A 21,557-nucleotide genomic window follows, 5' to 3' on the forward strand; every position below is an offset into this window, starting at 1 on the left:
AAGAATGTTACGTTCACCCGCATGATGCGAGCTTTGGGTGCCGCTGTGGGTGTCGCGGTACTGATGGTAGTGGGTGTGATCGTGGCACCGGCGGCGTCCGCCGCCACCGCGCTGACCGCCTCGAACTTCCGGCTGCAGGCGAGCGCGTACTCCAGCCTCATCGACGACCTGGACGCCGCGCTGCCGAACGTCAGCGTCCCCGCCGTGCTCGCGGACGCCAACCGGGAGGCGGAGGCGTGCGCGCCCACGGTCAGCAACCGGGTCGCGTCCTTCTGCTGGGACCCGGGTGACAACGGGGTGACCTACTGGTACCCGCAGGGCATCACCACCACTGCCGACGCGCTGGGCGCCGGCACGTACGAGGGTGCCACGGCGATCCTGGTGAGCTGGTACGACGACGGGACCAGCGGGATCGAGCGCGGCGTGCGAGTGTCCTTCGTGGACTACTCGACACCGTCGGCGCCGGTCTACCGGCACGTGCTGCTCGTCGAGCCGTACACGCGCACCGACGGCAAGGCCTCGTTCCGGGCCGTCAACGTGCACGCCGGCGGCATCTTCTGGTACGGCCACTACCTGTACGTGGCGTCGACAAGCCAGGGCTTCCGGGTCTTCGACATGCGGCACCTGTGGCAGACCAGTACGGCCAACGGTGCCGCGATCGGGCTGCAGTCCGACGGCACCTACCAGGCGTTCGGGTACAAGTATGTGCTGCCGCAGGCGTTGACGTACACGCGGTCCACGGCCGGCGGGTACGCGGCGCTGCGGTTCTCGTTCGCGTCGCTCGACCGCACCAGCACCCCGGACAGCGTGATCGTCGGCGAGTGGGACGGCGGCGGCGCCGGCACCCGCCTGGTGCGCTTCCCGATCGACGCGAGCACCCGGATGCTCACCGCGTCCAGCGACGGCCTCGTGCGGGGCAGCCAGGCGTACGACATGTCGATCGCCAGCATGCAGGGCGGCACGGCGATCCGCGGCAAGTACTACCTGTCGGTCAGCGACAGCGACACCGGCCGCGGAGAGGTGAAGACGTACACGCCCGGCGGGTCCGTGACGACGTACACCAACCACCTGCCCATCGGCCCCGAGGACGTCTCGTACTGGGAGGCACGCGACCAGCTCTGGAGCCTGACCGAGTACCCGAACACCCGGTCGATCTACGCGATCCGCGCGTCGGCATACTGAGCTGTGCTTATCGAAGAACCGCTAGCCGGCAACGCCACGGCGGGGGTGGTGCGCGTCGGTGACACCGTGCGCCGCCCCGCCGGACCGTGGAGCGACACCGTCGACGCCGTACTGTCGCACCTCGCGGCGGTCGGTTTCGACGGCGCGCCCCGGCCACTCGGGCGCGACGAGCGGGGGCGGCAGGTCCTCGAGTACGTGCCCGGCGAGGTCGGCGACGTCACCGGCACGTACTCCGAGGCCGAACTGGCATCGATCGGCCGGATGCTCGCCGACCTGCATCTCGCGCTGGCGTCCTTCCAACCGCCCGCGGACGCGGCCTGGAACGAGCTGATCCCACCCGATCGCGCGGACCAGGTCTGCCACAACGACGTGGCACCGTGGAACCTCGTCAAGTCGGCGCGCGGCTGGGTCCTCATCGACTGGGACGCCGCCGCGCCCGCCTCCCGCCTGTGGGACGTCGCCTACGCCGCCCAGAGCATGGCGGGCCTGCGCGCCAACCGCCCGGTACCCGAGTCGGCGGCCCGCCTCCGCGCGTTCGCCGACGGCTACGGACTCGACCAGGACGGCCGCGATGCCCTGCCCGCACTGCTGGGGCGGCGTGCCGGCGCGATGTGGGAGATGCTCCGCCAGGCCGCCGAGGAGCAGCGCCAGCCGTGGGCACGGATCTGGGTCGACGACGGCCCGTACTGGCGCTCCACCGCCGACTACCTGGACGCCAACGTGCCGGCGTGGCAGGCCACCCTGACTTGACCTGCCCTGACCTGGCCGGGGCGTCCGCGGGGCATGCTGCCCTCCTTTTGCGGCTTGGCGCCGTCGTGCCGCTGGCCGGTCAGCGCAGGCGGCGGTGCCCTTCGGATGCCGACGCGCCTGGGCACGCTGCCGGCGACGACCGCAACGCCCAGAGCAAGTGGGGCATCGCGCCGTCCGCCAATAAGATCTGTCAATGACGGTCGCCGGTCCTCCTACGTCCGCCTGTGGTAGATGTTGCGTCGGGGTCGACGTTCACTGTCCACATAGGGTGGTGGGATGAACTCGGGTCGGCCGTCGTCGGCTATCCGTACTTCCCATTCTCCGCGGTGGATGACCCGGTGGTGGTGTCCACATAGGAGTACGCCGTTGTTGAGGGCGGTGTCGCCGCCGTTTGTCCAGTGTCGAATGTGGTGGCCGTCGCACCATTGTGGTGGTCGGTCGCATCCGGGGAAGGCGCATCCGCCGTCTCTGACGACCAGTGCTCGTCGTAGTGGTCCGGTGAACAGGCGTCGTTGTTGTCCGACGTCGAGGATCTGTCCTTGTCCGCCGAGGACGATGGGGATGATGTGGGCGTCGCAGGCGAGTCGTCGCACCTGTTCGGCGGTGAGTCGTTCGCCGGTGTCGAGCTGCCCGACGCCTAGTTCTTTACGCACCACGTCGTATGGCACGGTGACTACGACCTGTGGGCGGTCTCCGCCGTTGGCTGGTAGTTGTTCGGTGCGTAGGGCGAGCCGGCATACCTCGACGAGGGCGTCGGCGCGGCGTTGGGCGGGTGTGCTTTCCAGGTCGGGTTTGCACAGCGGGTCGAGGGCGGCGTTGACGATCGCGGCGGCCTCAGGGTCGAGCCAGCCGGTGACCCGGAATCTGCCGTCGCCGTTGTTGGTCAGTGTGAACGCGCGGGTTTGTTGGGCGCGTTTCTCGTCGCGTTCGGTGGCGCGTCGGTCGGCTTCGTCGGCTGCTTCTGGTGCGACGTGGGTGAGGATGCGTTGGGCGGCTTTGCGGAGGATGGTTGGTTCCCAGTCGGCGAACTCTGTGATGAGGGCCTTTTCGGCGAGGTCGACCATGTCGGGGGTGGCTTCGGATGCCAGATCCTGGACGGTTTTGGCCACGATGTGTGCCTGCTCGGTGTTGACCGCCGCCGTGGACAGCGCCACATCCAGCGCCGGCCGTTGGTCCAGTGTCTTGGCCAGGTCGACGGTGCGTCGTGCGGTGTGGATGGTGATGTGGAGGCGTTCGCGGAGCCAGACGGCGGTATTGGCGGCTTCCTGGGCGATGGGCAGGTTGCGGCCTTCGATTTCGCGGATGAGGTGGAGTTTGGTGGCTGTGAGCATCTGCTCGGCGTCGTGGATGGTGTGGAGGGCGTCGACGAGGTCGGGGTTGGACAGCGTCCAGGCGGGGGTGCTGGCGCAGTGGCCGGCGGTGTCCCGTAGCTGTTCCAACGTTTCTCGCACGCATTGATTCTCGTACGTTCGTGCGAAGATCGTTGCCCCCGCAGGCGCCACGCCGACGCGACACGCCGGGCACCGCAAAATTAGTCCCGCGCGGCCGGCGGGAGCGGAGCGCTTCCGACCGCGGCCGCCCTACCTTGCAAGCCTGTGGCAAATGGCGTCCGCGAGTGAGTTTCAGCCACAACTGCCGAGATTCCTGGATTCGAGCTACCGCGATGGCCGTCGCGGTCGATGCCGTTGCTCCCGCGGCCTCACCCTCCGCGTCCTCACGACCCAGCCACACAGGGGTTGATCGTGAATCGCGGTGGGTGAGGCCGCGGGAGCTACGGTCTGGCGCACGACGGGCGTCGCGGTAGCCCAAAGCGCGATCCTGGGCCTGGTGCGGGCGTCGCGGTCTCGCGATTGCCGCGGCCGGCGCTTCGCGCTTCGGCTGACGAGCCACCGATCGACGACGACTCGAGCGCTTCGGCTCCGCCCTAGCGTGCCATCTCGGCGGAGGCTGGCGTGGCGCCGATCAAGGCCATGTCGATCGATCAAGGGCGAACGCACGCGGAAGAGAGAGCTGCAGGCGCCGGCTGCGGACCGGCGGAGGTCCATGCGCCGGTATCGCCGCTGCGAAGGGCGCGAGTTGGCCGCGCGGCGGGGCGGAGGCGTCGCCGATCAAGGGCATTCGCAAGGATCAAGGGCGAATGCACGCCGAAAAGAGATCGAACCACGTGCATTCGCCCTTGATCGGCGGGGAGAGGGCGCGGTGGGGCGGGCGCGGCGGAGGCGCGAGGGTGGGGGCGGGGTTAATGGAGGAGGGTTTGGGCTTCGGTGGCTAGTAATGGGTAGTGGTAGGCGGTGGCTAGGCGGTTGGCTTCCGTTGCCAGTTCGCCGGCGGACGCCGCCTCGCCCAGAGCCGCGCGGGCTCGGGCCAGGCCCAGCCGAGCCTGGACCGCTGGGTAGCGCTCGCCGGTGTCTTCGGCCAGGGCTAGCGCCTGCTCGTACAGGTCGGCGGCGGTGCGGGTGTCGCCGGTGGCCAGGTGGATGGATGCCACGGTCTCCAGGGCTACGGTCTCGGCTTGGGGGACGCCGGTCTCGCGGGCGAAGGCGAGCGCGTACCGGCCGTCGGCGAGCGCCTCGTCGTAGCGGCCGGCATCGCGGTGGACGGTGGCGAGGATGCGCCGGCTCTCGGCCTCGCCGGTGCGGTCGCTGACCTCGCGGTGGAGGTCGAGGGCGCGGACGAGGTGGTCGAGGGCGGCCTCGTTGTCGCCCAGATCGTGGTAGATCTCGCCGAGGTTGCCCAGCCCCATCGCCTCGCCGTACCGGGAGCCGATTTTCCGGTACAGCGCCAGCGCCCGCTCGTGGCAGTCGTGCGCCTCGGACAGCCGGCCCAGCTCGCGCAGGGCGAGCCCGAGGTTGCCGAGGCTGCCGGCGAGCAGTGGGATCTGGCCCATCTTCTCGAAGTGTTCGGAGGCGTCGCGCAGGTACCGTTCGGCCTGGTCGGTGCGGCCGAGCTGGCGGTACGCGTTGCCGAGCAGGCCGAGCGCCGCGCCCTCACCGTCGCTCCACGCTATCCGGCGGGCTAGGTCGAGCAGTTCCTCGAAGTGGGTGCGGGCCAGCTCGCCGGCGCCATCGCGCATGTAGACGGCGCCCAGGTTCAAGTGCATCGCGGCCTGGCCGCGCAGGTCGCCCTCGGCGATGGCCGCGCGCAGGCCGGCTTCCCCTGTGGACAGCCAGTCGGCCCGGCGGCCGCTCACGCTGTAGTAGCCGCGCAGCATGTCAGCGAGCAGCCACGATGCCGGCCGGTGCGCGCCCCCGGCGGCACTCCGGGCAACGAGAACGAGATTGTCGGCCTCGTCGTCCAGCCAGCCGGCCGCGGCGGACACATCGTCGAAAGTGGACTCCGGCGGGGTGGGCGGATGCAGGCGGATCCTATATGGATACATCGCTTGCGCCGCCGCGTCGGTCGTGTGCACGTACCAGTCGATGAGGCGGCGCACCGCCGCTGCCCGCTCCGGCTCGCCGTACCGCTCCTCGGCGCGGCTCACGGCGTACCGGCGCAGCAGGTCGTGGCAGGCGAACCGGCCGGGCCCGACCTCGTCGAGCAGGTGTGCGGCGGCGAGCGTGCGCAGCAGGCGGCCACCCTCCGCGGGTGTCAGGCCGGTGAGCGCGCCGGCCGTGGCCGCGGTGAAGTCGGCGGTGGGCGCGAGCCCCAGCAACGCGAACAGGCGCGCGGCGGCCGGCGCGAGCGTCGCCTCGGACAGCTCGAACGCCGACCAGACCGCGCTGTCACCGTTCAGCTCCAGCGCCGCCAGGCCGTCCGGGCCGCGGAGCGCGGCGGCGAGGTCGGCGATGCCGCGCCGCGGTTCGTCGGCGAGCTTGGCGGCCACGATGCGCAGCGCCAGCGGCAGGTGCGCGCACGCCTGCGCCAGCGCCGCCGCGGCGGGCGGGTCGGCGTCGACCCGCGCCGCGCCCAGGGTGTGGACGAGCAGCGCCCGCGCCTCGGCCGGCGGCATGGTGTCGAGGGCCAGCCGGTCGGCGCCGTCGCGGGCGACCAGGCCGGAGAGGTGGTTGCGGCTGGTGACGAGTACGAAACAGCCGGCGCTGCCGGGGATCAGCGGGCGTACCTGGTTGGCACCGGCCACATTGTCCAGTACGACGAGGACGCGCTTGCCGGCGAGCAGGCTGCGGAAGAGTCCGGCCGCCTCGTCCACATCGGACGGTATCCGCTCGGGTGGGACGCCCAGCGCTCTGAGGAACACGGCGAGCGCCTCGGCCGGCGGCACCGGGGGAGTGGTGGCGAACCCGCGCATGTTCACGTAGAGCTGCCCGTCCGGGAAGTGCCGCCGAGCGGTGTGTCCCCAATGGACAGCCAGCGCGGTCTTGCCGACCCCGGCGGTGCCGACGATCGCGCACACGCCGACCGTGGACGCGGTGGCGCCGCGGGCCGCGTCGAGCCGGTCCAGGTACGTGCCGCGGCCGGTGAAGGCGGGACTGCCGGCGGGCAGCTGTGCGGGGGCGACCGCCGGTGCCGGGTCGCGCTCGGGTCGCAGTACACGCTGATGCGCCGCGCGGAGCTCGGCGCCCGGCTCCACGCCGAGGTCCGCGACAAGTCTCTTGCGGGCCCGGTCGTAGGTCGACAGCGCGTCCGCCTGCTGGCCGCTGGCGGCCAGCGCCAGCATCAGCTGCGCCCACAGGCGTTCGCGCAGCGGATGGCGCGCGGTCAGGGCACGCAGCTCGGGTACCACCTCCGCGTGCCGGCCGAGCGACAGCTCGGCGTCGACGCGGCGCTCGATGGCGTTCAGGTGTCGTTCGTCCAGTAGCTGGGCGACCTCGCTGGTCGACTCGATGTCCGGAAGCGCGGGCCCGCGCCACAGCGCCAGCGCCCGGCCCAGGTGCGCGACCTCGGCGGCGGTGTCGCGTGTGGACGCCGCCTCGTCGGCCGCGGCTATCGCGGCGTCGAACTCGGCCAGGTCGAGCTCGTCGCCGGGCGCCAGCGCGATGAGGTATCCGGGTGGGCGGTGGACGACCCGTTCGGGGCCGTGCCCGTCGAGCGCGCGCCGCAGCCGCGAGATGTGCACCTGGAGCGCGGCGCGCGCGTTGGCGGGCGGGTCGTCGCCCCAGACGTGGCGGACGAGGGTGTCGGCGGAGACGACCTGCCCCGGCTGGAGCAGCAGAGCGGCCAGCAGCGCCCGCTGCCGGCCGGATGCCACCGGAACGCTCGTGCCCGCCGCCTCGACGAGCAGCGGGCCGAGCAGTCCGAATCTCACCGCGCCATCCTCACATGGCGATGCGCTACGCGGGGAAGAGGCGGATCGCCACGCCGGTGCTGCTGTAGACGGGCAGGGCGCGCAGGCCGGGAACGGTGACGCGGACGGTGCCGAACGTGCCGCGGACCCGGCCGGCCCGGATCAGCTGCACGGTGCGGCCGGTCGCGGGAACGTGCTTGGGGTCCAGCCGGACCTCCAGCGTGCTCTCGCGGGCCAGGGTGAGCGCGCCGCCGACCACCAGTGCGGGCCGGCCGTCGGTGCCGGCGGTCACCGCGAGGGTGCCGGCGCCGACGTGCACGTTGCCGCGGCCCAGGGCGTCCCGGGAGCCGGCGACGAGGGTGCCGGCCGCGATGGTGGTGCCGCCGCTGTACCGGTTGTCGCCCGACAGCGTCAGCGAGCCGCTGCCGCGCTTGGTGAGCCCGCCGCAGCCGGCGATGTCGTTGCGCCACGCGTCGGCCGCGTGGAAGCCGCCGAGCGCGGCGTCGAGCGTCACGTCGACCGCGGAGTCGAAGGCGCCGTAGCCGTCCGCGGCGGCGAACAGGTTCAGGCGGCCCCACAGCTCCGGGCTGTCGAGCAGCACGTACCCGGACGGCAGCGCGGTCGTGCGCAGTACCTCGCGGCGCTGGGCCGCCGACAGGTACGGCTGGCGGGTCTCCAGGAGCACCTCGGCGCCCTTGGGGACGACCATCTCCCGGCGCCGGCCCTCGCGCGGCAGGATGTACGTCATGCGGGGCGTGAGCGCGCGGAGGTTGGCCTCGCGGTCCGCGTACGGGTCGGTGTCCAGGCCGGACGAGTGCGCGTACGCCCACAGGTCGGTGGTGCCGGTCTGCGCGGCGAAGTACTCCAGCGCCTGCGCGCGGGCGGCCGCCTTGAGCTCGGCGTTCACCGGGTTCGACAGCGTCGCCGCGGCGAGCGCGGTGCCGAGGATGCGCCCGCCGATGACGTCCACAGGGGAGTGCATGCCGGCGACGATGCGGGTGTGCGCCTCGGTGGCCGCGTGTGCCATCAGCTCCTGGAAGCGCTCCGGCACCGCGTACGCGTAGGCCAGCCCGGCCAGGTACACGGCGTTGGTGTGGCCGCTGACGAAGCCGGCGTCGTCGACCGGGGCCTTGCTGCGCTGGCGGAGCAGTTGCGGTGCCACGATCACGTCGGTCTCGTAGACCGGGTAGCCCAGGTCGTCGAGGGCGCCGGTGTCGACGACCACGCTGTCGGGGTTCAGCCGCCAGGGCCGCGGGTACTGGTAGCCGTACTTGCTGGGGTTGCTCGACGTGTGCGGGCCGCGTACCGCGTTGACGAGCTGCGCGACGAGACCGAGGGCCGAGTCGGTGGCGCCGGAGCCGAGCGCGGAGCCGGGCGGGGCGTCCGCCGGCAGGGTGTCGCTGATCGTGGTCGGCGGGGTGCCGTCGGGGGCGCTGGTGATGCCGGTGACCGCCTTGGCGCCGGTCCGGTACAGCTCGGCGAGCGGTCCCAGGCCGGCGATCATCGAGTAGCTCTGGTGCTGCCGGTCGACGATGAACGCCTGCTTCGCCTCGGCGTCGGTGCGCTTGGCGGTGACCAGGGCGCAGTACCCGACGTTGGCCCGCAGGAGGTCATGGTCGACCGGGACGCCGCTGTCCCACGTACTGCCGGTCTTCCACACGCGCTGCATGCCGCTGAGGATGACGACCGCGGCGTTGTTCTCAGCCGTGGTGTTGGGCAGCTCGTTGGTGTGGTACCAGTCGACGAACGGCAGCAGCGCCGCGGACTCGGCGACGGCGGCGTTGAGCGACTCGGCCCGTGCCGCCGAGCTGACCAGCGGTCCGGCGGCGATGCCGGCCGCGACGCCGGTGGCGGCCCCGAGGGTGGTGCGCAGGAAGCGCCGACGATCGATCATGCTGTTCTCCCATCTCCGGGCACGAGACACTAGCCGAGTAGCGGTGACTTTGGAAAGACGTCCTTACAAACTCATGCCTAAAACCGGACGAACCAGGGGACTGTCGCGAGCGGTGGGTGGAATGGCACACTTTCGCGGAGTGTGACGGGGAGGCGGCCCGGCCGGGGTCGCGCACAAGCGGGGTGACCTTTCATGAAGGGCGAGGCTGGGTCGCGCACGGCGCCACTGCGCCCGAGCGATCCCGCGCGGCTGGGCCGCTACGAGCTGCTGGGGCGGCTCGGCGAGGGCGGCATGGGCACCGTGTACCTCGCGCGCGGCGCCGACGGCAAGCTCGTGGCGCTCAAGGTGGTGCGCGCCGACGTGCTCGACGACGAGTTCCGGCGGCGGTTCCGCAGCGAGGTCAACCGGGCCCGGCAGGTGCCGCCGTTCTGCACCGCCGAGGTGCTCGACGCCGACCCGGACCACGAGCGCCCCTACCTCGTCGTGGAGTACGTCGACGCGCCCAGCCTCTCCACCGTCGTCAGCGAGCGCGGCCCGCTCAGCCCGGCCAACCTGCACAGCTTCGCGATCGGGGTGGCCACCGCGCTGACCGCGATCCACGGCGCGGGCGTCATCCACCGCGACCTCAAGCCCAGCAACGTGCTGCTGGCGCCGGGCAGCCCGAAGGTCATCGACTTCGGCATCGCGCGGGCCGTCGACCCCACGAGCCGGCACACCGACACCCACCAGATGCTCGGCACCGTGGCGTACATGGCGCCGGAGCGCTTCGGCCCCGACTCCGGCACCGACGTCACGCAGGCGGCGGACGTCTTCGCCTGGGGCGCGGTCGTCGCGTACGCCGGCACCGGCCGCACCCCGTTCGCCGCCGACTCGCCACCGGTGATCGCGGCACGCATCCTGACCCAGCCGCCCAACCTGACCGGCCTGGTGCCGCCCATCCGCGACCTGGTCGAGCGGGCGCTCGCCAAGACGCCCACCGAGCGGCCCACCGCCCGCGAACTGCTCGACCTGCTGCTCGGCGCCACCTCCGACCGGTCGCCGGAGCTGGCGGCGGCGCTGGATCGGCAACCCGACCTGCGGGTCGCGGCCGAAGAGGCGCAGGCCGCCACCGAGCCGCACGCGTCGCGCCATCTCACGGCCGTAGCCGTGCCCGGGTACCTGGCGGATGTCGCCGCCGGCGCGACCGAGGCCGCCGGGCCCGCGACCGAGGCCGAGACGCCGGTGTCGCCGGCGCCCACCGTGCCGGCACCGCCGCCGGCGCGAAGCGGCCGGGCCGGGCGGATCGCCGTCGTCGCGGTGGCGCTCGCCGTGCTCGTGACCTCGCTGACCGTGGCCGGCATCGCCGCGGGCGTGCTCCCGCTGGAGAAGACCGGAAGCCCGCCGGCCGGCGCCACACCGTCGGCGACGGCTTCGACGCCGAGCGGCGCACCGAGTACCCCGGCCGCGCCGCCGACGATCGTCAGCCCGCCGCCCAGCAAGGTCGTCATGGCGGACCCGCTGACCAAGCCGGGCCTGTGGCCGACCCGGGAGGAGCCGGGGCAGCTCGCCACCTGCGACTACGAGGACGGCCTCGTCGTCACGCGCGGCAAGCAGGGCCCGTACCGGTGCCGCGGCCCCATGGACCCGTTCACCGACTTCATCTTCTCCGTCGACGTGCGGCTGCGCACCGAGGGCACCTGCGCGGGCATGTGGTTCCGCTTCGCGCAGAACGCCGGCTACCTCGCGCGGATCTGCCCGGAGGGCTTCTACGTGGCGACCCACGGCGTCAACGACGCGGCGGAAGTGACGGTACTGCGCACGATGCTGTTCGCCACCCCGATCCCGCTCGACACGAAGACCCGGGTCGCCATCACCGTGCGGGGCTCGTCGATCGCCCTGGACCGCGACGGCTACCGGATCGGCGAGCTGAGCGACACCACGTTCACGGAGGGTCGCGTGGTGCTGGGCATATATCCCGAAATCACCGAGCACCAGCCGCCGTTCAGTGTGGCGTTCACCAATGTGGAGGTTCGCACGATCACCGGCCGATGATCACGACCCTACGATGGTCAGGTGATTCTGGGGCGCCGCGGGGAGCTCCGGGCGGTCGACGAGCTGCTCCGGGCCGCGATCGATGGGGCGGGCGGCGCGCTGGTGCTGCGCGGCGAGGCCGGCATCGGGAAATCGGCGCTGCTGGAGCACGCCGTCGCGCGCGCCGGCAGGTACGGGATGCGGGTGCTGAGCACGGCGGGCGTACAGGCGGAGGTGCACGTCCCGTTCGCGGGCCTGCACCGGCTGCTGCGCACCGCACCCGACCGCGGCGGACCGGCGGCCGCCTTGCTGCACGACCCCGACACCCTGCCGTACCGGGCCGCGATGGCACTGCTCGACCTGCTCAGCGAGGCCGGCGGTGACACGCCGCTGCTGGTGGCCGTCGAAGACGCGCACTGGCTCGACGAGGCGAGCTGGGAGGCCGTCGCCTTCATCGCGCGCCGCCTCGAGTCCGACCGGGTCGCGATGGTGCTGACCGCGCGCGACGGTGAAGACGTCGACCGCCGGCTCGCGGGCGCCGGCCTGCCGGAGACGCGGCTGGAGCCGTTGAACCGCGCCGACTCCGGTGCCCTTCTCGCGCGGGTGGTGCCCGGGCTGCGGCCCGCGCTGCGCGAACGGGTACTCGCCGAGGCGGCCGGCAACCCGCTGGGCCTGGTCGAGCTGGGCGAGGCGGCGGTCCGCTCCGGCGGCGCGGCGCTGCTGCCGTCCTGGCTGCCGCTGAGCACCCGCCTGGAGCGCACCTTCTCCGGCCTGGTCGCCGAGCTGCCCGAGACGACGCAGGCGCTGCTGCTGGTCGCCGCGCTCGACGACGGCGACGACCTCGACGAGATGATCGACGCGTGCCGCCGGGTGCAGCGCGCCGAGGTCGGGCCCGACGACATCGAACCCGCCGTGACGACCCGGCTGGTGCAGGTCGACGACCGGTTCCAGGTCAGCTTCCGGCATCCGTTGCTGCGCTCCGCCCTGTACCAGCGTGCGACCCCCGCGCAGCGCCGCAGGGTGCACGCGGCCCTGGCCGGCGTGGTGGCCGGCGATCCTGAGCGACGACTCTGGCACCGGGCCGCCGCGGCGAGCGGCCCGGACGAGAAGCTGGCCCGGGAGCTGACCGAGGCGGCGCGGCGCGCGAACCGCCGGCAGGCGGCCAGCATCGCGCTGGCCGCCTTCGAACGCGCGGTGCGGCTCAGCGAAGACCCGGTGGCGCGCGCCAGCCGGCTGCTGTCCGCTGCGGACGCGGCCATGGACCAGGGTGACGTCACGACCGTGCGCCGGCTGCTCGGCGAGGTGCGGGAGCGCGAGCTCGCCCCCGCCGACCTGGCGTTCTACGGCCTGCTCAGGGAGATCTACTTCGGCACCGGCTGGAGCGGCAGCGGGCGCGTGGCCGCTTTCGCCGAGGCGGTCGAGGCGATGTGCCGCGACGGCGCCACCGACGCCGCGCTGGATTCGTTGCTGGCCATCAGCCTGCGGGTCTACTGGTCCAATCCGGACGGTGAGATGGTCGACCGGCTGGTGCGAGCCGCCGAGGGCATCGCCGCGCATCCCGACGACCCGCGGCTCGTGGCGACCCTCGCCACGATCGCGCCCGTGGCGCGCGGCGCGTGGGCGCTGCGGCGGCTGCACGCGCTCCGGGCCGGCGGCGACCTGAGCTCGCGCGACGAAGGCAGCCTGGGTCTGGGCGCGGCCGCGCTGGGCGCCAACCCGCTCGCGATCGCCTTCCAGACCACCGCCGAGGCCGGCCTGCGCGCCCAGGGCCGGATCGGCGTGCTCAGCAAGACCCTCGTCAGCCACGCGATGAACGCCGCCTACCTCGGCGACGCGCGGGCCGCGCGGACGCTCGCCGCGGAGGCCGACCTGCTCGCCGCCGAGACCGGGGAAGGGGGCCGGCGGCGACACCGTCGGTGGCCTGCAGTACCAGTTCCCGGGTACCAAGCTGGGGCTGGACGCGCTCGACCTGCGGCCGATCACGCTCCCCGACGGCAACCCGAGCTACGACGCGTACGTCAAGAAGGCGGTCTTCCGCGAGGTCTTCGCCGGCGACCTGCCGGCGGCGACGGCGGCGGTCATGGCGGCCACCCAGCGCCCGGCCGACGCGAACGCGCTGCAGCAGGCGTCCGGCCCGCCCGCGTGGCGGGGCATCCCGTCGTGGTACCTGGTGGCCCGCGACGACCAGCTGATCCCGGCGGCCGCGCAGCGCTTCATGGCCCAGCGGGCCGGCGCGCGGGTCACCGAGGTCCGTAGCTCGCACGTCGCGATGATCTCCAAGCCCGACCAGGCGACAGCGGTCATCCTCTCCGCGGCCCGCTAGCCTCCGGGGTCCTGCCGAGCTACTCGGCGGGACCCCGGCCCGGTGTGACGAACTCGGGCTGGTCGAGGACGCGGAGCCAGCTGCCGTCGGGCTGGCGGCGGACGACCTGGGCGCGGGCGCCGGCGCCGTCGCGCGGTGGCGTGGAGGTCAGCGCGATGTCGCCGTTGACCAGCGTCGGCAGGGGCTGCTCGGGCTCGAAGTGCGGCCGGTTCGCGAGCACCTTCTCCCACAGCGCGCGGATCGCCTCGCGGCCGACCGTCTGGCCGCCGGGCGGGTACGCCAGCACCGCGCCCTCCTCGTACAGGGCGGCGACACCGGCCGCGTCGCCGGCGTTGGACCGCTCGACGAACAGCCGGGTGATGTCCTCGGGGCGCAGAGCCTTCTCATAATCCGTCATGCCTCCAGCCTCGCTCGCACACTCTCATGAGTCCAACAGCTAGTTCGGATGCGAACTAGAATCACCAGTTATGGAACTTCGGCACCTGGAGTACTTCGTCGCCGTCGCCGAGGAGCGAAACTTCACCCGCGCCGCCGCGCGCGTGCACATCAGCCAGTCCGGTGTGAGCGCCCAGATCCGGCAGCTGGAGCGGGAGTTGGGCGCGGAGCTGTTCGACCGGTCGGCGCGCGCGGTGACGCTCACGGTCGCCGGCAAGGCGGCGCTGGACCACGCCCGCGCCGCGCTCGCCGCCGCCGGTGCGGTGCGGCAGGCCGTGAGCGAGGTGACCGGTGTACTGCGCGGCCGCCTCGCGGTCGGCATGGTGATCGGGTGCACGATCACGCCCCTGTTCGACGCCCTCGCCGCGTTCCGTCAGGCGCATCCCGGCGTGGAGATCTCGGTACGGGAGGACAACTCCGACCTGCTTGTCGCAGGAGTACACGATGGCGCTCTTGATCTGGCTCTTGTCGGCGCGGCGGCGCCCCCGGACGGCCTGGAGTCGCTGACGATCGTCAGTGAGCGGCTCGTCGCGGCCTTTCCGGCCGGGCATCCGCTGGCCGGGCGGTCGCGGGTGCGGTTGCGCGACGTGCTCGCCCATCCGGTCGTGTGCATGCCGCCCGGCACCGGGCTGCGCACCGTCTTCGACGCGGCGTGCGCGCGCCAGGGCCGCGAGCCGGCGGTCGCGGCACAGGCAAGCGCCGCCGACGCGATCGCCGACCTCGCCGCGCGCGGCCTGGGCGTGGGGATCCTCAGCGAGTCCATGTCGGAGGCGTACCGCGACCGCCTCACCGCCCGCGTCATCGCGGACGTCGCGTCGCCGACGCTGCTGGCCTTCGGGTGGCGGCCCGCGCCCGGCCCGGCGGTGCGCGCCTTCCTGACCCACGCCCGCCGCGCCTTCGGCGTCGATGCCCGCTGAGTTTTGTTTCATGGGTTGACCTAAACCGAAACCGGGTCGTAACCTGCTGCGGAGCAACTCCTCGGGAAGGGATCGCATCCCCCATGGTCGATCGACTCGCAAGATCCGTTAACCGTAGGGACCTCATCCGCATGGCCGGTCTGGCCGGTCTCGCCGGGCTCGGGCTGTCGGCGTGCGGCCGCGGCTTCGGCGGCGGCGACGACGAGCCGGAAGGCGGCACCGTCCAGCTCAACATGGTCTGGTGGGGCGACGCCAAGCGGGCCGAGAAGACGCAGGCCGCCCTCGACATCTTCCAGCGCAAGAACCCCGGCATCACCGTCAAGACCGAGTACCAGGACAGCGGGCCGTACAAGGACAAGCTCGCCACCAGGTTCGCCGCGGGCGACGCGCCGGACCTGATGGCGATGCGGATGGACAGCGTGCGCGAGTACGCCGACCGCGGCGCGCTGCTGGATCTGACCCCGCACTCAGGCGCGGTCGACCTGTCGGGGCTCAGCGAGGGCGCCCGCACGCTGGCCGCCGTCGGCGACAAGACCTATGGCGTACCGGCCGGCCTCAACGCGATCGGCTTCGTCATCAACAAGACGCTCACCGACAAGTTCGGCGTCCAGATCCCCGACGGCAACACGTGGAGCTGGGCCGACCTGAGCACGTTCTCGCAGGCGGTCACCAAGGCCAGCGGCAAGAAGGTGTACGGCACCCACTTCGACGCCGCGACGCTGGCAAACCTCATCGTCTTCGTCCGCCAGCAGGGCGAGGACTTCTACACCGCCGACGGCGCGCTGGGCGTCACCGAGGCCACCATGGTTGCTTGGTTCGACCTGTTCAACCAGATGCGGGCCAGCGGCGCGATGCCACCGGCCGGGTTCATCGAGGACGTGGGTGCCTCGGCCGCGGCGTCGTACCTGGCGAAGGGGTCGATCGCGTCCCAGATCATCCCGACGAACAACTTCCTTGTCTACAAGGAGGCCGCCGGCGGCAACCTGGCCCTGCTCCGCATCCCCGGCGAGACCCAGGCCCGGCGGCGCGGCCAGTCCGTCGACTGCCCCCACCTGTGGTCGGTCGCGTCCGCGTCCAAGCACCAGGCCGAGGCGCTGAAGCTGCTCAACTTCCTGGTCAACGACATCGATGCGTCGAAGGCCACCGGCACGACCCGGGGCGTCCCGGCCAGCTCGAAGATCGCCGAGGAGCTCAAGCCGAGCCTCACGCCGGACGACCAGCTCGCCACCGACTACCTGATCGGCCTGCAGGGCGAGAAGCTGCCGCGCTCGTACACGTACCCGCCGGGCTCCAGCAAGATCCAGTCCAGCCTGGAGTCGATCGCGACGGAGGTCGAGTTCAAGCGGCAGACGCCGCAGCAGGCCGCGAAGGCGTTCCTCGACGCCGGCCGGAAGGCGCTCGGCAAGTGACGTCGGGTACCACGACCGGGTTGCCGGCCGGGGTCGTCGCGCGTGACGTCCCGGCCGCGCCGCGGCGGCGGGCCAAGCGGCGCAAGGACCGCGCCGGCTACCTGTTCCTGCTGCCGTGGTTCATCGGGATGCTGTTCACCGTCATCCCGTTCTTCGCCTCGCTGTACCTGGCCTTCACCGACTACAACCTCCTCAACGCTCCACAGTGGATCGGTCTCGGCAACTTCCGGGAGATGCTCGACGATCCGCTGCTGCGCCAGTCGTTGAAGGTCACCTTCATCTACACCTTCGTGTCGGTGCCGCTGTCGCTGGTGGTGGCGCTCGGCGTGGCGATGATGCTGAACCAGGGCATCAAGGGCCTGCCGGTCTACCGGGCGGTGTTCTACCTGCCGTCGCTGCTCGGCGGGAGCGTCGCGATCGTCCTGCTGTGGAAGTACATCTTCGGCTTCGACGGCATCGTCAACGGCTTCCTGGGCTGGTTCGGCATCGACGGTCCAGGGTGGACCACCGACCCCGACTACGCCCTGACCACGCTGATCATCCTGCACATCTGGACGTTCGGCTCGCCGATGGTGATCTTCCTGGCCGGCCTGCGGCAGATTCCCACCATGTACTACGAGGCCGCCGCCGTCGACGGGGCCTCGCGGTGGCGGCAGTTCCGCTCGATCACCCTGCCGCTGCTGAGCCCCATCATCTTCTTCAACCTGATCCAGTCCCTGATCTCGTCGTTCCAGACGTTCACGCAGGGCTTCATCATGAGCGGCGGCACCGGCGGCCCGGCGGACTCCACCATCTTCTACAACCTCTACCTGTACCAGCAGGGCTTCTCGCAGTTCCACATGGGATACGCGTCGGCGATGGCATGGGTGCTGCTGGTGATCATCGCGGCGTTCACCGCGCTGAACTTCCTGGCCGCCAAGTATTGGGTGTTCTATGACAACTAGAAGGCGCTTCGCGAGACACGTCGTGCTCTGCGTGCTCGGCGCGGTCATGATGTACCCGTTGCTGTGGATGGTCTCCAGCTCGCTCAAGCCCAGCCGCGACGTGTTCACCGACCTGTCGCTGTGGCCGTCCAACTGGGACCTCGGCAACTATCCGGACGGCTGGACGGCGCTGGAGCACCCGTTCACCGTCTACTTCGTCAACTCGCTGGTCATCGTCGTGCTGAGCATCATCGGCAACCTGGTGTCGTGCTCGCTGGCGGCGTACGGGTTCGCCCGGCTCAACTTCACCGGTCGCAAGCTCTTCTTCGCGCTGATGCTCGGCACCATGATGCTGCCCGGTCACGTGCTGCTCGTGCCGCAGTACATCGTGTTCGCCAAGCTCGACTGGATCAACACGTACTACCCGCTGCTGGTGCCGAACTTCCTCGCCACCAACGCGTTCTACATTTTCCTGATGGTGCAGTTCATGCGGTCGCTGCCGAGCGAGCTCGACGACGCCGCCCGAATGGACGGCTGCGGGCCGTTCCGTACCTTCTGGAGCGTCATCATGCCGCTGTGCATGCCGGCGTTCGCCACGACCGCCATCTTCACGTTCATCTCGGTGTGGAACGAGTTCTTCGGCCCGCTCATCTACCTGACCGACTCCGAGCTCTACACGGTGCCGCTGGCGCTGCGGCAGTTCATCGACTCCGAGGGGCAGTCGCAGTGGGGCCAGATGTTCGCGATGTCGTTCCTGTCGCTGGCACCGGTCATCGGGTTCTTCATCGCCGGCCAGAAGTACCTGGTCAAGGGCATCGCGACGACGGGACTCAAGTGAGCATGAGACGGTACGCGTTCGTGGGCACCGGCTCGCGGGCCCAGATGTACCTGGGCGCGCTGCTCGGCTCGCACGCCGACGCCGGGTACCCGGTCGCGTTCTGCGACACCAACGAGGTGCGGATGGCGTACCACGACCGGGTCGTCGCGCGCACGCGGCCGGACCTCGCGGTGCCGCACTACGCCGCCGGTGACTTCGACCAGATGCTCGCCCGGGAGCGGCCCGACGTCGTCGTGGTGACCTCGCCGGACGCCACGCACGCCGGGTATGTGAGCGCGGCGTTGCGGTCCGGCGCCGACGCCGTCGTGGAGAAGCCCATGACGACCGACCTGGCGGGGCTGCGGCAGATCCACGACGCGCTCGCGGCGCCCGGCGCGGGGCGGCTCACCGTCACCTTCAACTACCGGTACTCGCCGCGCAACACGCTGGTGCGCCGGCTCATCGCCGACGGCGCGATCGGCGAGGTCACGTCGGTGGCGTTCGAGTGGTGCCTCGACACCGTGCACGGCGCCGACTACTTCCGCCGGTGGCACCGCGACAAGGCCACGTCGGGCGGGCTGCTGGTGCACAAGGCCAGCCACCACTTCGACCTGGTCAACTGGTGGCTCGCCGACCTGCCCGAGGTGGTGTTCGCGCGCGGCGGGCTGCGCTTCTACGGCGCCGACAACGCCGCGCGCCGGGGGCTCGGGCCGCGTCCGGAGCGTAGCCGCGACGCCGCCGACCCGGCCGATCCGTTCACTTTGGACATCACCGCCGACGGCAAGCTGCGCGAGCTGTACCACGCGGGCGAGCACCTGGACGGGTACATCCGGGACCGGGACGTGTTCTCCGGCGGCATCACCATCGAAGACAACCTCAGCGTCGTGGTCGGCTACCGGCGGGGCGCCTCGATGGCGTACACGCTGCACGCGCACAGCCCCTGGGAGGGGTACCGGGTCGCGGTCAACGGCACCGCCGGTCGCATCGAGCTCGACGTCGTCGAGCGCGGCCACGTCGCGAGGGCCTCGGCCGGCGCGTCGATCGGCGCCGCCACGGCCGTCGTCGACCCCAGCGCCGCGGCGGTGGTCGCCAGTGCCGGTTCGCGGCCGCGCGGGGCCCGACTGCTGCTGCAACGCCACTGGGAGGCGGCGGAGGAGGTACCGATCCCGAGCGGCACCGGCGGCCATGGCGGCGGCGACACGATGCTTCTCGACGACGTGTTCCGTGGACCAGACGGTGACCCGCTGAGCCGGCAGGCGGGCTATGTGGACGGTGCCGCCAGCGTGCTCGTGGGGGTGGCCGGCAACGAGTCGCTGCGCACCGGGCAGGCTGTGTACGTGGCGGACCTGGGGCTGCCGCTGACGGGGGAGAGTTGAGATGACAGCGCCGTGGGTCGCCGACAACGGCGACGGCACGTACCGCAACCCGATCCTGCACGCCGACTGGTCCGACCCCGACGCGATCCGGGTCGGTGACGACTTCTACCTGGTCGCGTCCAGCTTTCACCGGGTACCGGGGCTGCCCGTCCTGCACAGCCGTGACCTGGTGACCTGGTCGGTCATCGGGTACGCGCTGGAGCGGCTGGAGCCGGTGGAGGAGTTCCGTACGCCGCAGTGGGGGTGCGGCGTGTGGGCGCCGGCCCTGCGTCACCACGACGGGCTGTTCTGGATCGTCTACCCCGACCCCGATCGGGGCATCTTCGTGGTGACCGCCACCGACCCGGCCGGCCCCTGGAGCCCGCCCCGGCTGCTCAAGGGCGGGCGCGGGCTGATCGACCCGTGTCCACTGTGGGATGACGACGGCTCGGCGTACCTGGTGCACGGCTGGGCCAAGAGCCGGGCCGGCGTCAACAACAAGCTCACCGCCCACCGCATGCGCCCCGACGCCACCGAGCTGCTCGACGAGGGCCGCGACGTCGTCGACGGGGACGCCCTGCCGGGGTACCGCACCCTCGAAGGTCCGAAGTGGTACAAGCGAGACGGCTGGTACTGGATCTTCGCACCGGCCGGTGGGGTCGCCACGGGATGGCAGTCGGTGTTCCGGTCCCGGCACGCCTTCGGGCCGTACGAGGACCGGATCGTGCTCGCGCAGGGCGGCACCGAGGTCAACGGGCCGCACCAGGGCGCCTGGGTCACCACCCCGAAGGGCGAGGACTGGTTCCTGCACTTCCAGGACCGGGGCCCGTTCGGGCGGATCGTCCACCTGCAACCGATGCGGTGGGGCGCCGACGGGTGGCCGGAGATGGGTGCGGGCGGCGAACCGGTGGCCCAGCACGCGAAACCAGCGGTGGCCGACCCGCGCGTCGCGCCACCGGACGACCGTCTCCAGTGGACCTGGTCCGCCAACCCCGAGCCCCATTGGTCAGAGGCCCTGCCTGGCGGCGGCTTCCGGCTCGCCTGCGTGCCCGGCGGCGACGACCTGCGTGCGCTGCCCAACGTGCTCGGCCGGCGGCTCCCGTCCGACCGGTTCCGCGCGACCGTCACGTTGCAACTGACCGGCGCCTCAGCGGGCACGCGGGCCGGCCTGACCGTGCTCGGCGCCACCTACGCCTGGGTCGGCGCCGTCCGGACCGCTGACGGTGACCGGCTGGTGTGCCGGGTGGCGAGGGAGGGCGAGTCCGAGGTGGACACCGTCTCAGCGACCACTGTGGACACGCCGGTGACCCTTGGCGTCGACGTGTACCCGGACGGGACGTGCCAGTTCCGCGCGGGCGGCGAGCCGGTCGGGCCGCCGTTCCAGGCCACCGGTGGGAGGTGGGTCGGCGCCACCCTCGGCATCTTCGCCACCGGCGACGGCGGCACCGCCGACTTCGCCGATCCCCGGATCAGCGCATGACGCGTACCCTCCGCGGCGCGCTGAGCCTGCGCCTCGACGGGCACGCGGTCGCCGAGTACGTGTGGCGCCCCCAACTGCCCGCGGACGTCTCGCCGCGCCCCTACCTGCACCCGGTGCGGACGCTGGGCGGCACCGAGGTCACCGAGCTGATGCCCGACGACCACCTGCACCACCTGGGCGTCAGCGTCGCGGTCGCCGATGTGGACGGTGCCAACTTCTGGGGCGGGCGCACGTTCGTGCGCGGCCGCGGCTCGGTGCGCCTGCCCAACCACGGCGTCCAGCGACACCACGACTGGACCCGCCGCACCAGCGGCGACCTCACCCACGAGCTGCGCTGGATCGGCCCGGCGGGCAACGACCTGCTGCGGGAGCGCCGCAGCATCGCCGTGCGCCCCGCCGGCGAGCAGGCGTGGGCGCTGGACTTCGAGTTCGCCCTGACGAACGTCACCGCCGGACCACTCACGTTCGCCAGCCCGGCGACCAACGGGCGCTCGGGTGCCGGGTACGGCGGATTCTTCTGGCGGGCCCGGCGCGGCCACCAGCGCATCCACGTCCTGGGCCCGGAGCGCACGGGGGAGCGGCACCTGCACGGGCGGCGGTCGCCGTGGCTGGCGCTGACCGGCACCAGCACCGACCCGTGGACCCTTGTCTTCGTACCGGTCGCGCCGGCGCAGCGGAGCGACCTGTGGTTCGTGCGCAGTCGCGACTACGCCGGCGTCGGCTCGTCGCTGGCCTGGGACCAGCCGCTGGTCGTCGCCGCCGGCGGGCGCGTCCACCGCCGGATCCTCACCGTCGTCGCCGACGGCAGGCTACGCTCCGGTCAAGCCGCCGACCTCGCTGGCGCGGTCCTGGCGGGCGCGGGGGCCGGGTGATGAGAGGC

At 72.1% G+C, this 21,557-nt stretch carries 15 protein-coding genes and 1 pseudogene; 12 read left to right on the top strand and 4 right to left on the bottom strand.

Annotated elements, in window-relative coordinates:
* The first annotated feature begins 21 nt into the window (after positions 1–21).
* Both QMG73_RS38695 and QMG73_RS38700 read left to right on the top strand, forming a co-directional pair.
* Complete coding sequence (locus QMG73_RS38695) at positions 22–1,182, top strand: hypothetical protein (RefSeq protein ID WP_281903998.1); 1,161 nt, start codon at positions 22–24, stop codon at positions 1,180–1,182.
* A gap of 3 nt (positions 1,183–1,185) precedes the next feature.
* A complete protein-coding gene (locus QMG73_RS38700) occupies positions 1,186–1,932 on the top strand; it encodes a phosphotransferase enzyme family protein (protein WP_281904001.1) in 747 nt (248 codons plus the stop codon).
* Positions 1,933–2,144: 212 nt separating this feature from the next.
* Here QMG73_RS38700 and QMG73_RS38705 read toward each other — a convergent pair whose 3' ends face one another.
* The 3 genes from QMG73_RS38705 to QMG73_RS38715 all read right to left on the bottom strand — a co-directional run bounded on the left by QMG73_RS38705 (position 2,145) and on the right by QMG73_RS38715 (position 9,008).
* Positions 2,145–3,383 (bottom strand): HNH endonuclease signature motif containing protein, encoded by a 1,239-nt coding sequence (locus QMG73_RS38705; protein WP_281904003.1) that lies wholly within the window; start codon positions 3,381–3,383, stop codon positions 2,145–2,147.
* A gap of 788 nt (positions 3,384–4,171) precedes the next feature.
* Positions 4,172–7,135, bottom strand: a complete 2,964-nt coding sequence (locus tag QMG73_RS38710) for an AfsR/SARP family transcriptional regulator (RefSeq protein WP_281904005.1) — start codon at positions 7,133–7,135, stop codon at positions 4,172–4,174.
* Between the two features lie 25 nt (positions 7,136–7,160).
* A complete protein-coding gene (locus tag QMG73_RS38715; RefSeq protein ID WP_281904007.1) occupies positions 7,161–9,008 on the bottom strand; it encodes a phosphatase PAP2 family protein in 1,848 nt (615 codons plus the stop codon).
* A gap of 192 nt (positions 9,009–9,200) precedes the next feature.
* Between QMG73_RS38715 and QMG73_RS38720 the strand changes: the two genes are divergently transcribed.
* The 3 genes and pseudogenes from QMG73_RS38720 to QMG73_RS38730 all read left to right on the top strand — a co-directional run bounded on the left by QMG73_RS38720 (position 9,201) and on the right by QMG73_RS38730 (position 13,341).
* Positions 9,201–11,039: a serine/threonine protein kinase gene (locus QMG73_RS38720; protein WP_281904009.1), complete on the top strand. Its 1,839-nt coding sequence runs from the start codon at positions 9,201–9,203 to the stop codon at positions 11,037–11,039.
* Positions 11,040–11,060: 21 nt separating this feature from the next.
* Positions 11,061–11,495 (top strand): annotated as a pseudogene (locus QMG73_RS38725) (ATP-binding protein); the annotation flags it as partial.
* 1,501 nt (positions 11,496–12,996) lie between these two features.
* Positions 12,997–13,341, top strand: a complete 345-nt coding sequence (locus QMG73_RS38730; RefSeq protein WP_281904120.1) for an alpha/beta fold hydrolase — start codon at positions 12,997–12,999, stop codon at positions 13,339–13,341.
* A 19-nt stretch (positions 13,342–13,360) separates the two neighbouring features.
* Here the strand turns inward: QMG73_RS38730 and QMG73_RS38735 are convergent, their stop codons facing one another.
* Positions 13,361–13,717: a YybH family protein gene (locus QMG73_RS38735; protein ID WP_281904121.1), complete on the bottom strand. Its 357-nt coding sequence runs from the start codon at positions 13,715–13,717 to the stop codon at positions 13,361–13,363.
* A 91-nt stretch (positions 13,718–13,808) separates the two neighbouring features.
* Here QMG73_RS38735 and QMG73_RS38740 point away from each other — a divergent pair, with 91 nt between their 5' ends.
* The 7 genes from QMG73_RS38740 to QMG73_RS38770 all read left to right on the top strand — a co-directional run bounded on the left by QMG73_RS38740 (position 13,809) and on the right by QMG73_RS38770 (position 21,549).
* Positions 13,809–14,693, top strand: coding sequence for a LysR family transcriptional regulator (locus QMG73_RS38740; RefSeq protein ID WP_281904012.1), 885 nt, complete (start codon positions 13,809–13,811; stop codon positions 14,691–14,693).
* Positions 14,694–14,824: 131 nt separating this feature from the next.
* Positions 14,825–16,102 carry an ABC transporter substrate-binding protein gene (locus tag QMG73_RS38745; protein ID WP_281904014.1) on the top strand — a complete coding sequence of 426 codons (1,278 nt, stop codon included), beginning with the start codon at positions 14,825–14,827 and terminating at the stop codon, positions 16,100–16,102.
* Positions 16,099–17,046, top strand: coding sequence for a carbohydrate ABC transporter permease (locus QMG73_RS38750; RefSeq protein WP_281904015.1), 948 nt, complete (start codon positions 16,099–16,101; stop codon positions 17,044–17,046). The genes QMG73_RS38745 and QMG73_RS38750 overlap by 4 nt, the downstream gene beginning before the upstream one ends.
* Positions 17,036–17,863 (top strand): carbohydrate ABC transporter permease, encoded by an 828-nt coding sequence (locus QMG73_RS38755; RefSeq protein ID WP_281904016.1) that lies wholly within the window; start codon positions 17,036–17,038, stop codon positions 17,861–17,863. The genes QMG73_RS38750 and QMG73_RS38755 overlap by 11 nt, the downstream gene beginning before the upstream one ends.
* A gap of 2 nt (positions 17,864–17,865) precedes the next feature.
* The gene (locus QMG73_RS38760) at positions 17,866–19,218 is read left to right on the top strand and encodes a Gfo/Idh/MocA family oxidoreductase (protein ID WP_281904123.1); all 1,353 of its coding nucleotides are present in this window, start codon (positions 17,866–17,868) and stop codon (positions 19,216–19,218) included.
* A 1-nt stretch (position 19,219) separates the two neighbouring features.
* Positions 19,220–20,677 carry a glycoside hydrolase family 43 protein gene (locus QMG73_RS38765; RefSeq protein WP_281904018.1) on the top strand — a complete coding sequence of 486 codons (1,458 nt, stop codon included), beginning with the start codon at positions 19,220–19,222 and terminating at the stop codon, positions 20,675–20,677.
* Positions 20,674–21,549 carry a DUF6807 domain-containing protein gene (locus QMG73_RS38770; RefSeq protein WP_281904021.1) on the top strand — a complete coding sequence of 292 codons (876 nt, stop codon included), beginning with the start codon at positions 20,674–20,676 and terminating at the stop codon, positions 21,547–21,549. Before QMG73_RS38765 ends, QMG73_RS38770 begins: the two co-directional genes overlap by 4 nt.
* Positions 21,550–21,557 lie beyond the last annotated feature (8 nt).

Source organism: Phytohabitans aurantiacus (genome assembly GCF_027923225.1).
Classification (GTDB): Bacteria; Actinomycetota; Actinomycetes; order Mycobacteriales; family Micromonosporaceae; genus Phytohabitans; species Phytohabitans aurantiacus.

Excerpts from the sequence above, each read along its gene's own strand:
- QMG73_RS38695 (WP_281903998.1), top strand. The coding sequence starts at position 22 with ATGATGCGAGCTTTGGGTGCCGCTGTGGGTGTCGCGGTACTGATGGTA.
- QMG73_RS38715 (WP_281904007.1), bottom strand. The coding sequence starts at position 9,008 with ATGATCGATCGTCGGCGCTTCCTGCGCACCACCCTCGGGGCCGCCACC.
- QMG73_RS38720 (WP_281904009.1), top strand. The coding sequence starts at position 9,201 with ATGAAGGGCGAGGCTGGGTCGCGCACGGCGCCACTGCGCCCGAGCGAT.
- QMG73_RS38740 (WP_281904012.1), top strand. The coding sequence starts at position 13,809 with ATGGAACTTCGGCACCTGGAGTACTTCGTCGCCGTCGCCGAGGAGCGA.
- QMG73_RS38745 (WP_281904014.1), top strand. The coding sequence starts at position 14,825 with ATGGCCGGTCTGGCCGGTCTCGCCGGGCTCGGGCTGTCGGCGTGCGGC.
- QMG73_RS38755 (WP_281904016.1), top strand. The coding sequence starts at position 17,036 with ATGACAACTAGAAGGCGCTTCGCGAGACACGTCGTGCTCTGCGTGCTC.
- QMG73_RS38760 (WP_281904123.1), top strand. The coding sequence starts at position 17,866 with ATGAGACGGTACGCGTTCGTGGGCACCGGCTCGCGGGCCCAGATGTAC.
- QMG73_RS38765 (WP_281904018.1), top strand. The coding sequence starts at position 19,220 with ATGACAGCGCCGTGGGTCGCCGACAACGGCGACGGCACGTACCGCAAC.
- QMG73_RS38770 (WP_281904021.1), top strand. The coding sequence starts at position 20,674 with ATGACGCGTACCCTCCGCGGCGCGCTGAGCCTGCGCCTCGACGGGCAC.